General features: G+C 60.3%; 11 protein-coding genes. 8 read left to right on the top strand and 3 right to left on the bottom strand.

Annotation, left to right across the window (positions count from 1 at the left end; all coding sequences use genetic code 11):
* Window positions 1–270: 270 nt before the first annotated feature.
* The 3 genes from lysS to FLQ03_RS03265 form a co-directional block, all read right to left on the bottom strand.
* Complete coding sequence (gene lysS, locus FLQ03_RS03275) at window positions 271–1,779, bottom strand: lysine--tRNA ligase (protein WP_144371974.1); 1,509 nt, start codon at window positions 1,777–1,779, stop codon at window positions 271–273.
* A gap of 76 nt (window positions 1,780–1,855) precedes the next feature.
* A protein-coding gene (gene prfB, locus FLQ03_RS03270; RefSeq protein WP_144371986.1) for a peptide chain release factor 2 occupies window positions 1,856–2,960 on the bottom strand; the annotation gives its coding sequence in 2 pieces (ribosomal slippage) (window positions 1,856–2,878 and window positions 2,880–2,960; 1,104 coding nt in all).
* A 109-nt stretch (window positions 2,961–3,069) separates the two neighbouring features.
* Window positions 3,070–4,050 carry a malate dehydrogenase gene (locus tag FLQ03_RS03265; RefSeq protein WP_144371972.1) on the bottom strand — a complete coding sequence of 327 codons (981 nt, stop codon included), beginning with the start codon at window positions 4,048–4,050 and terminating at the stop codon, window positions 3,070–3,072.
* 212 nt (window positions 4,051–4,262) lie between these two features.
* Between FLQ03_RS03265 and FLQ03_RS03260 the strand changes: the two genes are divergently transcribed.
* The 8 genes from FLQ03_RS03260 to FLQ03_RS03225 all read left to right on the top strand — a co-directional run bounded on the left by FLQ03_RS03260 (window position 4,263) and on the right by FLQ03_RS03225 (window position 13,048).
* The gene (locus FLQ03_RS03260) at window positions 4,263–4,991 is read left to right on the top strand and encodes a GntR family transcriptional regulator (RefSeq protein ID WP_144371971.1); all 729 of its coding nucleotides are present in this window, start codon (window positions 4,263–4,265) and stop codon (window positions 4,989–4,991) included.
* Between the two features lie 221 nt (window positions 4,992–5,212).
* Complete coding sequence (gene sdhC / locus FLQ03_RS03255) at window positions 5,213–5,587, top strand: succinate dehydrogenase, cytochrome b556 subunit (protein ID WP_144371970.1); 375 nt, start codon at window positions 5,213–5,215, stop codon at window positions 5,585–5,587.
* Complete coding sequence (gene sdhD, locus FLQ03_RS03250; protein WP_144371969.1) at window positions 5,581–5,925, top strand: succinate dehydrogenase, hydrophobic membrane anchor protein; 345 nt, start codon at window positions 5,581–5,583, stop codon at window positions 5,923–5,925. Before sdhC ends, sdhD begins: the two co-directional genes overlap by 7 nt.
* The gene (sdhA, locus tag FLQ03_RS03245; protein ID WP_144371967.1) at window positions 5,925–7,697 is read left to right on the top strand and encodes a succinate dehydrogenase flavoprotein subunit; all 1,773 of its coding nucleotides are present in this window, start codon (window positions 5,925–5,927) and stop codon (window positions 7,695–7,697) included. Before sdhD ends, sdhA begins: the two co-directional genes overlap by 1 nt.
* A gap of 13 nt (window positions 7,698–7,710) precedes the next feature.
* Window positions 7,711–8,421, top strand: coding sequence for a succinate dehydrogenase iron-sulfur subunit (locus FLQ03_RS03240; RefSeq protein WP_144371965.1), 711 nt, complete (start codon window positions 7,711–7,713; stop codon window positions 8,419–8,421).
* A complete protein-coding gene (locus FLQ03_RS03235) occupies window positions 8,418–8,666 on the top strand; it encodes an FAD assembly factor SdhE (RefSeq protein WP_144371964.1) in 249 nt (82 codons plus the stop codon). Before FLQ03_RS03240 ends, FLQ03_RS03235 begins: the two co-directional genes overlap by 4 nt.
* A gap of 59 nt (window positions 8,667–8,725) precedes the next feature.
* Window positions 8,726–10,015, top strand: coding sequence for a citrate synthase (gene gltA, locus FLQ03_RS03230; RefSeq protein ID WP_144371962.1), 1,290 nt, complete (start codon window positions 8,726–8,728; stop codon window positions 10,013–10,015).
* Between the two features lie 204 nt (window positions 10,016–10,219).
* The gene (locus tag FLQ03_RS03225; RefSeq protein WP_144371961.1) at window positions 10,220–13,048 is read left to right on the top strand and encodes a 2-oxoglutarate dehydrogenase E1 component; all 2,829 of its coding nucleotides are present in this window, start codon (window positions 10,220–10,222) and stop codon (window positions 13,046–13,048) included.
* The last annotated feature ends 28 nt before the right edge of the window (window positions 13,049–13,076 follow it).

Here is a 13,076-nt window from a genome sequence, read left to right as displayed (position 1 = left end):
TTCTTCATGTCCAACTCCTTGTCATGGTGGATTGGACGCTAAAGTTACGTGCTACTCAAGATGGGGTGAACGTCGGCATAATTTGATGCATATTTTCGCGGCGAAAATTTCTACAACGACAGATAGTGTAAATATTTATATTTAGCTGGCTAAATGCAAAAAGCCCCAGCATCTCTGCTGGGGCTTTGGTTTGCTACCTATTGGTTTTCAGTTTGTGCTGATTTTTTTCACAAACTCTGCTGACCTACAGTAGGCCTTGGCCGGTAAGGCTTAGGCTTCGTGGCGCATCTGCGGGAACAGGATGACGTCGCGGATGGACGGGGCGTCGGTCAGCAGCATTACCAAGCGGTCGATGCCGATGCCGCAGCCGCCGGTCGGGGGCAGGCCGTATTCCATGGCGCGGATGTAGTCGGCGTCGAAGTGCATGGCTTCGTCGTCGCCGGCGTCTTTCTGCGCTACCTGGGACAGGAAGCGGTTAGCCTGGTCTTCCGGGTCGTTCAACTCGGAGTAGCCGTTGGCGTGTTCGCGGCCCACGATGAACAGCTCGAAGCGCTCGGTGATGCTGGCGTCGGCGTCGGAGCCGCGTGCCAGCGGCGATACTTCCACCGGGTAGTCGATGATGAACGTCGGGTTCCACAGCTTGCCTTCGGCGCATTCTTCGAACAGCGCCAGTTGCAGGCTGCCCAGGCCCGGTGCCGGCGGCAGCTTGCCACCCAGGCGCTTGATCTCGGCGGCCACCCAGTCGGCGTCGGCCAGTTGCGCGTCGGTGTATTCCGGGTTGTAGTGCTTGATGGCGCCCACGATGGTGAAGCGGTCAAACGGTTTGCCGAGGTCCACTTCCTTGCCGCCGTAGGTGACGGTGGTGGCGCCGGTAGCGGCGATGGCACATTGGCGGATGATGTTTTCGGTCATCTCCATCATGCGCTGGTAGTCGCTGTAGGCTTCGTAGAACTCGATCATGGTGAACTCGGGGTTGTGGCGGGTGCTCATCCCCTCGTTACGGAAGTTGCGGTTGATCTCGAACACGCGCTCCAGGCCGCCTACCACCAGGCGTTTCAGGTACAGCTCCGGGGCGATGCGCAGGTACAGCGGCATGTCCAGGGCGTTGTGGTGGGTGACAAACGGCTTGGCTGCGGCGCCGCCCGGGATGGGGTGCATCATCGGGGTTTCCACTTCCAGGTAGCCTTCGCCCACCATCACGTCACGTACGGTCTGTACGATCTTGGAACGCTTGATGAAGGTGTTGCGGCTTTCGTCGCTCATGATCAGGTCGACGTAGCGCTGGCGGTATTTCTGTTCCTGGTCGGTCATGCCATGGAACTTGTCCGGCAGCGGGCGCAGCGATTTGGACAGCAGGCGCAGTTCGGTCACGTTCACCGACAGCTCGCCCTTGTTGGTCTTGAACAGGGTGCCTTTGGCGGACAGGATGTCGCCCATGTCCCAGTGCTTGAACGCTGCGTGGGTGTCGGCGCCTACGCCCTGGTCGTTGATGTACAGCTGGATCTGGCCTTTCACGTCCTGGATGGTGGCAAAGCTGGCCTTGCCCATCACGCGCTTGAGCATCATGCGGCCGGCAACGGCTACCTGGATGTTCAGCGGCTCCAGTTCTTCCTTGCTCTTGTCGTTGTAGGCGGCGTGCAGGTCACCGCTGAGGTGTTCGCGCTTGAAGTCGTTAGGGAAGGCCACGCCGGCTTCGCGAATGGCTTTCAGCTTTTCGCGGCGCTCGGCCATGATGTGGTTTTCGTCCTGCTGCAACAGGCTGGATGCTTGTTCCGACATGGGGATCTCCATTGATGTTGGAGGTTGGCCGCCTGTCGTGCGGCCAACCTTTGGTATCTTGCGCCGGGCGCGCGGCTTACACGCCCTGTTTCAGGCTGGCTTCGATAAAGCCGTCAAGGTCGCCGTCCATCACGCCCTTGATGTTGCCCACTTCGTAGCTGGTGCGCAGGTCTTTGATGCGCGACTGGTCGAAGACGTAGGAGCGGATCTGGTGACCCCAACCCACGTCGGTCTTGCTGTCTTCCAGCGACTGTTTGGCTTCGTTCCGCAGTTTCAGCTCGCGCTCGTACAGTTTGGCGCGCAGCATTTGCCAGGCTTCGTCGCGGTTGCGGTGTTGCGAGCGGTCGTTCTGGCACTGCACCACGATGCCGGTAGGGATGTGGGTCAGGCGTACGGCGGAGTCGGTCTTGTTGATGTGCTGACCGCCGGCACCGCTGGCGCGGTAGGTGTCGGTGCGCACGTCGGCCGGGTTGATGGTGATTTCGAAGCTGTCGTCCACTTCCGGGTACACGAACACGGAGCTGAACGAGGTGTGGCGGCGCGCGTTGGAGTCGAACGGCGACACGCGTACCAGGCGGTGTACGCCCACTTCGGTACGCAGCAGGCCGTAGGCGTATTCGCCTTCGATCTTAATGGTGGCGCTGCTGATGCCGGCCACTTCGCCTTCGGACTCTTCCAGGATTTCCACCTTGAAGCCCTTGCGTTCGGCAAAGCGCACGTACATGCGCAGCAGCATGCCTGCCCAGTCTTGCGCCTCGGTGCCGCCGGCGCCGGCCTGGATGTCTAGGAAGCAGTTGTTCGGGTCCATCGGGTCGTGGAACATGCGGCGGAATTCCAGCTTGCCCAGCTTTTCTTCCACGCTGTCCAGGTCGGCTTTTACGGCCAGGATGGTGTCGTCGTCGTCTTCGGCCTTGCCCATTTCAAACAGCTCGCCGCAGTCGGCCAGGGTGTTGGCGATGCCTTCGATCACCAGTACCACGTCTTCCAGCTGCTTGCGCTCGCGGCCCAGGTCCTGGGCTTTTTTGGGGTCGTTCCAGACATCGGGGTCTTCGGTGAGGCGGCTTACTTCTTCCAGACGGTCTTTTTTACCGTCGTAGTCAAAGATACCCCCGGATGTCAGTGTTGCGGGTAGTCAGATCGTTGATCTGGGCCTGAATTTGATTGAGTACTTCGGCTTCAATCATGGTGGTGCGACCTCCAAAAAGAGCAGGATTAAGCAGGGTGTTTCAGTATTTTATCAAAGACAAAAAGCGCACCTTGCGGTGCGCTTTTGGCTTTCAGCACAACGGCTTAGCCCAGCAGGTGAGCCACGCCGGCGCGCTCTTCTTCCAGTTCGTTTAGGGTGACGTTGATGCGTTCACGGCTGAATTCGTCGATTTCCAGGCCTTGTACGATGGTGTACTGGCCGTTTTCGCAGGTTACCGGGAAGCCGAACATCACGTCTTTCGGAATGCCGTAGGAGCCGTCGGACGGAATGCCCATGGTCACCCACTTGCCATTGGTGCCCAGTACCCAGTCGCGGATGTGGTCGATGGCGGCGTTGGCAGCGGAAGCAGCGGACGACAGGCCGCGCGCTTCGATGATGGCGGCGCCACGTTTGCCCACGGTCGGCAGGAAGACGTCACGGTTCCATTCGTGGTCGTTGATCATGTCTTTTACCGATTCGCCGTTGATGGTGGCGTAGCGGTAGTCGGCGTACATGGTCGGGGAGTGGTTGCCCCATACGGCCAGTTTTTCGATGTCGGCCACGGCCTTGCCGGTTTTGGCGGCAATTTGCGACAGCGCGCGGTTGTGGTCCAGGCGCAACATGGCGGTGAAGTTGTTCGGGTTCAGGTCCGGGGCAGACTTCATGGCGATGTAGGCGTTGGTGTTGGCCGGGTTGCCTACTACCAGTACTTTCACGTTGCGGTCGGCCACTTTGTTCAGGGCAGCGCCTTGTACGGTGAAGATCTCGGCGTTGGCGGTCAGCAGGTCTTTACGCTCCATGCCTTTGCTGCGCGGACGGGCGCCAACCAGCAGGGCAACTTGTACATCCTTGAAAGCCACTTCCGGGTCGTCGGTAGCGATCATGCCGGCCAGCAGCGGGAAGGCGCAGTCTTCCAGCTCCATCATCACGCCTTTTACTGCGGTCTGTGCTTGCGGCAGGTCCAGCAGTTGCAGGATGACCGGCTGGTCTTTACCCAGCATTTCGCCACTGGCAATGCGGAACAACAGGCTGTAACCAATCTGACCAGCTGCACCAGTAACGGCAACGCGAACGGGGGCTTTCATCGATGTACTCTCCTTTGGACTTGGCGATGTGATGCGCCGCGCATGCTCTAGTTTGCGCATGCTGCTTTGCAATACTGGCAGCGAGTGTAGCACGCAAACTCCGCTTTGTGGGTATCCCCGGCAATATGGCACCGCAGCATGGCAAGGTCTTGTCTTGTGTCTTATATAAGACTAACCTTTACGCTTGTTTTATTTGATGTTAAAAAGAACCAATGCACGCAAAATCGCTTAGCCGGCTGCCGCTTTACCAGCAGGTAAAACGCCAGATCCTGGAGCGCATCGCCGAGGGCGAGTGGGCCAGTAACGAACTGTTACCCAGCGAGTGGGACCTGGCAGACCAGTTTGATGTCAGCCAGGGCACGGTACGCAAAGCGTTGTCCGAGCTGGTGGTGGACGGCGTGCTGTACCGGCAGCAGGGCAGGGGCACGTTTGTAGCCGAGCCGCTGGACGACTGGGCCGGCATGTCGCTGGTGTCGCCGGGGCTGCTGACCGAAAAGCCGGACCGGCTGCTGCGCGAGTTTCTGGGCATGACCCGCGTGCACGCGTCCGAAGAGTTGGCCGCAGTGATGAAAGTGCGTCGCGGCGCGCCCATGCACCGCATCCGCATGCTGTGGCGCATGCAGGGGCAGCTGGTAGCACTGGATGATGTGCTGTTGCCGGTAGAGCGTTTCGACGCGGTGGATACGCGCTGGCTGCGCCAGATGCCGGGGGTGTGGGCGATGCTGCAGCAGCATTTCGGTACCCGCCTGCGGGTAGAGGCCGAACAGTGGCGCGCCATCTTGCCGGGACGCGAAGAAATCCAGCTGCTGGGCCTGCAGGGCGAACTGCCGGTGCTGCAGTATTTGCGCCTGTCTTGCGATATGCAGGGCGTGCCATCCGAATGGCGCGAACGCTGGTGCCTGACCGACAAATTCGGTTTGACTCGACAAGAAAACGGTTGATTTTGCACCAGATTTGGGCGGCGAATGGCTTTTGTCCGACGCTTTGCCGACCGCGAGTGTCGCGGTTTTGATAGAATCACAGGGATATGTTGCACCTGCAGCAACGGTGCAGCATGTTTTGATGGGTGGGAGTGCCGGCTTGGCTCCCGTTCCGATGGCCCTCACAACCATGGTGAAGGCCGGGTATAACCACTTGGTACATGCACATCCAAGGAAGCTCTATGCAGAAGCAACGACCTAAGCACTTAGATCTGGGCAAGATCAGGCTGCCGGTTCCTGGCATCGTCTCGATCATGCACCGAATCAGCGGTGTGGCACTGTTTTTCTCGCTGCCACTCCTGATCTATCTTCTGAGCGGCTCGCTCAGTTCCGCAGAAACCTTCGACAGCTACCGCGCTGTAGTTGCCCATCCCCTGATGAAACTGATCCTGATCGGCTTCCTGTGGGCATTCCTGCACCACGCCGTCGCCGGCATCCGTTTCCTGTTTCTTGATATCCATAAAGGTCTGGAACTGCAGACTGCCCGCGCTACCGCCAAGCTGGTGCTGGTAGTCAGCCTGTCGCTGACCGTGATCGTGGGGGCTGCACTATGGTAAACCGCAACGTCGTTGGCGCTCATTACGGCCTGCGCGACTGGATCATGCAGCGGGTTACCGCCGTGATCATGCTGGCCTACACCGTCATGCTGGTGCTGTTCCTGCTGGCCATGCCGGCCGGTTACGAAGGCTGGAAGGCCCTGTTCAGCGCTACCTGGGTGAAGGTTCTGACCCAGACCACCCTGATCGCCCTGTTCTTGCACGCCTGGGTAGGCATCCGCGATCTGTGGATGGACTACATCAAGCCGGTAGGCCTGCGCCTGACACTGCACTCGTTCACTGCAGTGTGGCTGGTCTCCTGTTTCATTTATTCGCTTAAGGTTGTTTGGGGGCTGTAATGACTGTACCCGTTCGTCGATTTGACGCAGTAATCGTCGGTGCCGGTGGCGCCGGTATGCGCGCTGCCCTGCAGCTGTCCGAAGCCGGCCTGAAAACCGCGGTACTGTCCAAGGTTTTCCCGACACGTTCCCACACCGTGGCAGCCCAGGGCGGTGTGTCCGCTTCGCTGGGTAACTCCGAGCCGGATCACTGGCACTGGCACATGTACGACACCGTAAAAGGTTCGGACTGGCTGGGCGACCAGGACGCCATCGAATTCATGTGCCGCGAAGCCCCGAAAGTGGTGGTAGAGCTGGAACACTTCGGCATGCCGTTCGACCGTAACGACGATGGCACCATCTACCAGCGTCCGTTCGGTGGCCACATGTCCAACTTTGGCGAGAAGCCGGTGCGTCGCGCCTGTGCTGCCGCCGACCGTACCGGTCACGCCATGCTGCACGCGCTGTACCAGCGCAACGTGCGCGCCAACACCCATTTCTTCGTGGAGTGGATGGCACTGGACCTGATCCGCGACGCTGACGGCAATGTGCAAGGCGTGGTTGCCATGGAAATGGAAACCTCCGAGATCGTGGTATTCCAGGCCAAGGCTACCCTGTTCGCCACTGGCGGTGCCGGTCGTATCTACGCTTCTTCCACCAACGCCTTCATCAACACCGGTGACGGCCTGGGCATGGCGGCGCGCGCCGGCATCCCGCTGGAAGACATGGAATTCTGGCAGTTCCACCCCACCGGCGTGGCCGGTGCCGGTGTACTGATCACCGAAGGTGTACGTGGTGAAGGCGGTATCCTGCGCAACAGCGCCGGTGAACGCTTCATGGAACGCTACGCGCCGAACGCCAAAGACCTGGCTTCGCGCGACGTGGTATCCCGCGCCATGGTGACCGAGATCAACGAAGGTCGTGGTTGCGGCCCGAACAAGGACCACGTGCTGCTGGACATCACGCACCTGGACCCGGAAGTGATCAAGTCCAAGCTGCCGGGCATCCGCGAGATCTCCATCAAGTTTGCCGGTGTGGACCCGATCGTGGCCCCGATCCCGGTGGTACCGACCTGCCACTACCAGATGGGCGGCATTCCGACCAACTACCACGGCGAAGTGGTGGTGGACGGCAAACCGGTACACGGCTTCTACGCTGCCGGCGAATGTGCCTGCGCGTCCGTACACGGCGCCAACCGTCTGGGTACCAACTCGCTGCTCGACCTGCTGGTCTTCGGCAAGAGCTCGGCCAACTCGATGATCGACTTCATCAAGCAGCAGCCGGCTGACCTGCCGACGCTGGCTACCGCCGACGTGGAACGCTCGGTGGCCCGTGTTGCCCGTCTGGACAACCAGACCGGCGGCGTGGAAGTCAGCGAAGCTCGTAACGCCATGCAGCGCACCATGCAGAACCACTGCGGCGTGTTCCGCTTCAAGGACATGCTGGCCCAGGGTGTGGAAAAAATCCTGGAAGTGGAAGAGATGGTCAAGAAGACCCAGATCCACGACAAGTCCAAGGTGTTCAACACCGCGCGCATCGAAGCGCTGGAACTGGAAAACCTGATCGAAGTGGCCAAGTCCACCATGATCTCCGCCAACGCCCGTACCGAGTCCCGTGGTGCCCACGTGCGCGATGACGCACCGGATACCGCCGAAACCCCGAACGGCCGCGACGATACGAACTGGCTCAAGCACACCCTGTGGCACCGTGACGGCAACCGTCTGGAGTACAAGCCGGTGAACATGAACCCGCTGACCGTCGAGACCATCGCGCTCAAGACTCGCTCGTACTAAGGGACGCTGACAGATGACAACGCAAACCGTGCAATTCCGCGTTTATCGCTACAACCCGGACAAGGACGCCAAGCCGTACATGCAGGACATCAGCGTCGAGATCGACGCGACCGACCGCAAACTGCTGGATGCCCTGGTGAAGCTGAAGATCAAGGACGACTCCATGTCGTTCCGTCGTTCCTGCCGTGAAGGTGTATGTGGCTCCGACGCCATGAACATCAACGGCAAGAACGGTCTGGCCTGTCTGACCGACATCAAGGACCTGAAACAGCCGATCGAACTGCGCCCGCTGCCGGGTCTGCCGGTCATCCGCGACCTGATCGTGGACATGACCCAGTTCTTCAAGCAGTACCACTCCATCAAGCCGTATGTCATCAACGACACGCCGCCGCCGGAGAAAGAGCGCCTGCAATCGCCGCAGGACCGTCTGGAGCTGGATGGCCTGTACGAGTGCATCCTCTGTGCCAGCTGCTCTACCTCCTGCCCGTCGTTCTGGTGGAACCCGGACAAATTCGTTGGCCCGGCCGGCCTGCTGGCGGCGTACCGCTTCATTGCGGATACCCGCGACACTGCCACCAACGAGCGTCTGGACAACCTGGAAGACCCGTACCGCCTGTTCCGTTGCCACACCATCATGAACTGCGTGGACGTGTGTCCTAAGGGCCTGAACCCGACCAAGGCCATCGGCAAGATCAAAGACCTGATGGTCAAGCGTGCCGTATGACCGAAATCGATCCGATTGAAATCAAGCGGATCCGCTGGCGCTCGCGCCGGGGTTTGCTGGAACTGGACCTGGTGCTGGAGCGTTTTCTGGCCGACGGGTTCAACCAGCTGACCCAGGCCGAGCTGTTGGCGTACAGGCGTTGTCTGGAGCTTCCGGACAACGATTTCCTGGACTACGTCAACGGCAAAGCGGAAATCGAGGACCCCGAGCTAACACATATCATCGGGATACTGCGGAAGGCGTAAGCCCCCGCAAAGCAGCAAAACACATTACAACGACCACAAACTGAACTGGGAGTATTGCTGTGGAAAACAATCGTAAAGTGACGCTCAGCTACAACGAAGGCAAGGACAATCTGGAGTTCCCGGTACTGCCGGGCACCCTGGGTCCCGATGTTGTAGACATCCGTGCTTTCTCCAAAACCGGCATGTTCACCTTTGACCCGGGCTTCCTGGCAACCGCCAGCTGCGAATCCAAGATCACCTTCATCGACGGTGACCTGGGCCAGCTGTACTACCGCGGCTACCCCATCGAGCAACTGGCCGAGAAGAGCGACTACCTGGAAGTGTGCTACCTGCTGCTGAACGGCGAACTGCCGAACGCAGAGCAGCGCAAGGAGTTCGAGCGCGGCATCATGCGTCACAACATGCTGCACGACCAGATCATCAGCTTCTACAAAGGCTTCCGCCGCGACGCGCACCCGATGGCCGTGATGGTGGGTGTGGTAGGCGCACTGTCCGCCTTCTACCACGACTCGCTGGACATCAATAACGCCGAACACCGCAAGATCTCGGCCCACCGCCTGATCGCCAAGCTGCCGAACATCGCTGCCCAGGCGTATCGCTACAACAAGGGCCTGCCGTTCTCGTACCCGAAAAACGGCCTGACCTACGCCGAGAACTTCCTGCACATGATGTTCTCCACCCCGTGCGAAGAGTACAAGGTGAACCCGGTACTGGCCCGTGCGCTGGACCGCATCTTCACCCTGCACGCTGACCACGAGCAGAACGCGTCCACCTCCACCGTCCGTCTGGCTGGCTCCTCCGGTGCCAACCCGTTCGCGTGTATCGCGGCCGGTATCGCCTGCCTGTGGGGCCCGTCCCACGGTGGCGCCAACGAAGCCGTACTGAAGATGCTGGACGAAATCGGCTCCGTGGACAACGTACCGGCGTTCATGGAAGGCGTGAAGAACAAGACGCACAAACTGATGGGCTTCGGCCACCGCGTGTACAAGAACATGGACCCGCGCGCCGCCATCATGAAAGAGACCTGCGACGAAGTGCTGAAAGAACTGGGCCTGCAGGACAGCCCGAAGTTCAAACTGGCCATGGCGCTGGAAAAGATCGCGCTGGAAGACCCGTACTTCATCGAGCGCAAGCTGTACCCGAACGTGGACTTCTACTCCGGTATCGTGTTGTCCGCGATCGGTATTCCGGTATCCATGTTCACCCCGATCTTCGCGCTGGCCCGTACCGTGGGCTGGATCTCGCACTGGGCCGAAATGATTTCCGACCCGGGCATGAAGATCGGCCGTCCGCGTCAGCTGTACACCGGTGCCCAGCGCCGCGACTACATCGACGTAGACAAGCGCTAATCGCTGCTTGAACCAAGGTTGGCCGCCGTGCGGCCAACCTTTTTGCCGCACCCCGCAGTAGCTGTACCGGTAGACACAACAATAACAAGACAGCGCCAAGAGCGTTCTGTCAAAGGTGGAGACAAGCGATGCCCGCATCGTGTGCCTCCCTCTTTGTCAAAACGGTTTTTGCAAAGCAGCAACGCAGACAAAAGGGTCGAACCAATGATGCAATCCATGTACAGTCATTCCCACCTGTTTGGTGGTAATGCACCGTTCATCGAGGAACTGTACGAACAGTATCTCGCTGATCCGAACGCGGTTCCGGGGGAATGGCGGGAGTACTTTGACAAGCTGGCGATGACACCGGGTGCCGCCGAGCGTGATGTCGCTCACCAGCCCATCCAGGAATCGTTCATCCAGCTGGCCAAGAAGCCGGTTGCCGGCCAGCGCAGCAGCGATGTGGCCAACTGGGAATCCATGCAGAAGCAGGTTGGCGTACTGAAGCTGATCTCTGCCTGGCGCGTACTGGGTTCCCGTCAGGCGAACCTCGACCCGCTCAAGCGCATGGACCAAGCCACCATGCGCGAGCTCGATCCGGCCCAGCACGGCCTGACCGACGCTGACATGGCCGTACAGTTCAACACCGGTTCGCTGGTTGGCCCGCAAAAGCTCCCCCTGTCCGACATCCTGTCGCGTCTGAAACAGACCTACGGCGGCAATGTGGGCGTGGAGTACATGCACATCACCACTTCGGCCGAAAAACACTGGGTACAGCAGCGCTTTGAAGGCGAACTGTCCACCCCGCGTTACAACGCCGACAAAAAACAACGCATCCTGAAGCAGATTACCGCTGCCGAGACCCTGGAGCGTTACCTGCACACCCGTTACGTTGGCCAGAAGCGTTTCTCGCTGGAAGGTGGCGAATCCGCCATCGCCGCGCTGGACCACCTGATCCAGAACGGCACCGCGCAAGGCGTGGAAGAACTGATCATCGGCATGGCCCACCGCGGCCGTCTGAACGTGCTGGTGAACACCCTGGGCAAGCTGCCGCGCGACCTGTTTGCCGAGTTCGAAGGCAAGGCCGCCCAAGAGCTGGCCTCCGGTGACGTGAAGTACCACATGGGCTTCTCGTCCGACATCCCGACCCCGCACGGCCCGATGCACGTGTCGCTGGCGTTCAACCCGTCCCACCTGGAAATCGTGAACCCGGTAGTGGAAGGTTCGGTACGCGCCCGTCAGGAACGACGCAAGGACTTCGAAGGCAAATCGGTCGTACCGCTGCTGATCCATGGTGACTCCGCTTTCGGCGGCCTGGGCGTGAACCAGGGTACCTTCAACCTGTCGCAGACCCGCGGCTACCGTACCGGCGGTACCATCCACCTGGTGATCAACAACCAGGTCGGCTTCACCACCTCCGATACCCGCGACATGCGCTCCACCATCTACTGTACCGACGTGGCCAAGATGATCGAAGCACCGATCTTCCACGTTAACGGTGATGATCCGGAAGCCGTCTGCTTCGTGATGCAGGCTGCACTCGACTACCGCATGACCTTCAAGAAGGACGTAGTCATCGACCTGGTGTGCTACCGCAAACTGGGCCACAACGAAGGCGACGATCCGTTCCTGACCCAGCCGATGATGTACAAGCGCATCGCCAAGCACGCCGGTGTGCGTGCCATGTACGCGCAGCGTCTGGTGGCCGAAGGCGTGCTGAAGGCCGAAGCGTCGGATGATCTGATCCGCGCCTACCGCGACGCGCTGGACAAAGGCGAACACGTCGAGCAGACCGTACTGTCCAACTACCGCCGCGAACACGCGCTGGACTGGAGCCAGTACCACGGCACCCACTGGGCGCACCCGACCGATACCAGCCTGCAGCAAGCCGACGTACTGCGTCTGGCCGAGAAGTTCACTGCCGTACCGGCCGACTTCAAGCTGCACCCCACCGTGAAGAAGGTGATGGAAGCCCGCATGGCCATGGCCCGTGGCGAGCAGGCGCTGGACTGGGGTATGGCCGAGACCTTGGCTTACGCCAGCCTGGTGACTAACGGTTACGGCGTGCGCATCTCTGGTGAAGACTCCGGCCGAGGTACCTTCTCGCACCGCCACGCCGTGGTACACGACCAGAACCGCGAACGCTGGGACCAAGGCGCTTACGTGCCGCTGCGTAACATGAGCGACAACCAGGGCGACTTCCTGGTGATCGACTCCATCCTGAACGAAGAAGCGGTACTGGCCTACGAATACGGCTACGCCTGCTCGGCACCGGACAAGCTGGTGATCTGGGAAGCCCAGTTCGGCGACTTCGCCAACGGCGCTCAGGTCGCTATCGACCAGTTCATCTCGTCCGGTGAAACCAAGTGGGGCCGTCTGTGCGGCCTGACCACCATCCTGCCGCACGGCTACGATGGCCAAGGCCCGGAGCACTCGTCCGCCCGTCTGGAACGTTGGCTGCAGCTGTGCGCCGAGCACAATATGCAGATCGTGATGCCGTCCGAAGCCGCGCAGATGTTCCACATGCTGCGTCGTCAGGTACTGCGCCCGTTCCGCAAGCCGCTGGTGATCTTCCTGTCCAAGCGCCTGCTGCGCTACAAGGACTCGATGAGCCCGATCGACGCCATCACCCACGGCAGCTTCCGTCCGGTGATCGGCGATGCCTCGATCCAGGATCCGAAGAAAGTGAAGCGCGTGCTGCTGTGCGCCGGCCAGGTGTACTACGACCTGGTGAACGGCCGCAAAGAGCGCGGTCTGGAAGAAGACGTGGCCATCATCCGTATCGAACAGCTGTACCCGTTCCCGACCGAGCAACTGCAGGCCGAGCTGGCCCAGTTTGCCCACGTGAAGGAACTGCTGTGGGTGCAGGAAGAGCCGCGCAACCAGGGCGCCTGGTACCAGATCCGCCACCGTCTGGAAGGCCTGCTGCAAGCCAAGCAGACCCTGGACTTTGCTGGCCGTCCGTCGTCGGCTTCCCCGGCCGTAGGCTACATGAGCAAGCACGTTGCGCAGCTCAAAGCCTTCGTCGAAGAAGCGTTCGCCATCAACAAATAACACCTGCACAAAGAACGGGGCGGCAGTA

Source organism: Vogesella urethralis (assembly GCF_007644045.2).
Classification (GTDB): domain Bacteria; phylum Pseudomonadota; class Gammaproteobacteria; order Burkholderiales; family Chromobacteriaceae; genus Vogesella; species Vogesella urethralis.
This window is presented reverse-complemented; position numbering and strand designations above follow the sequence as displayed.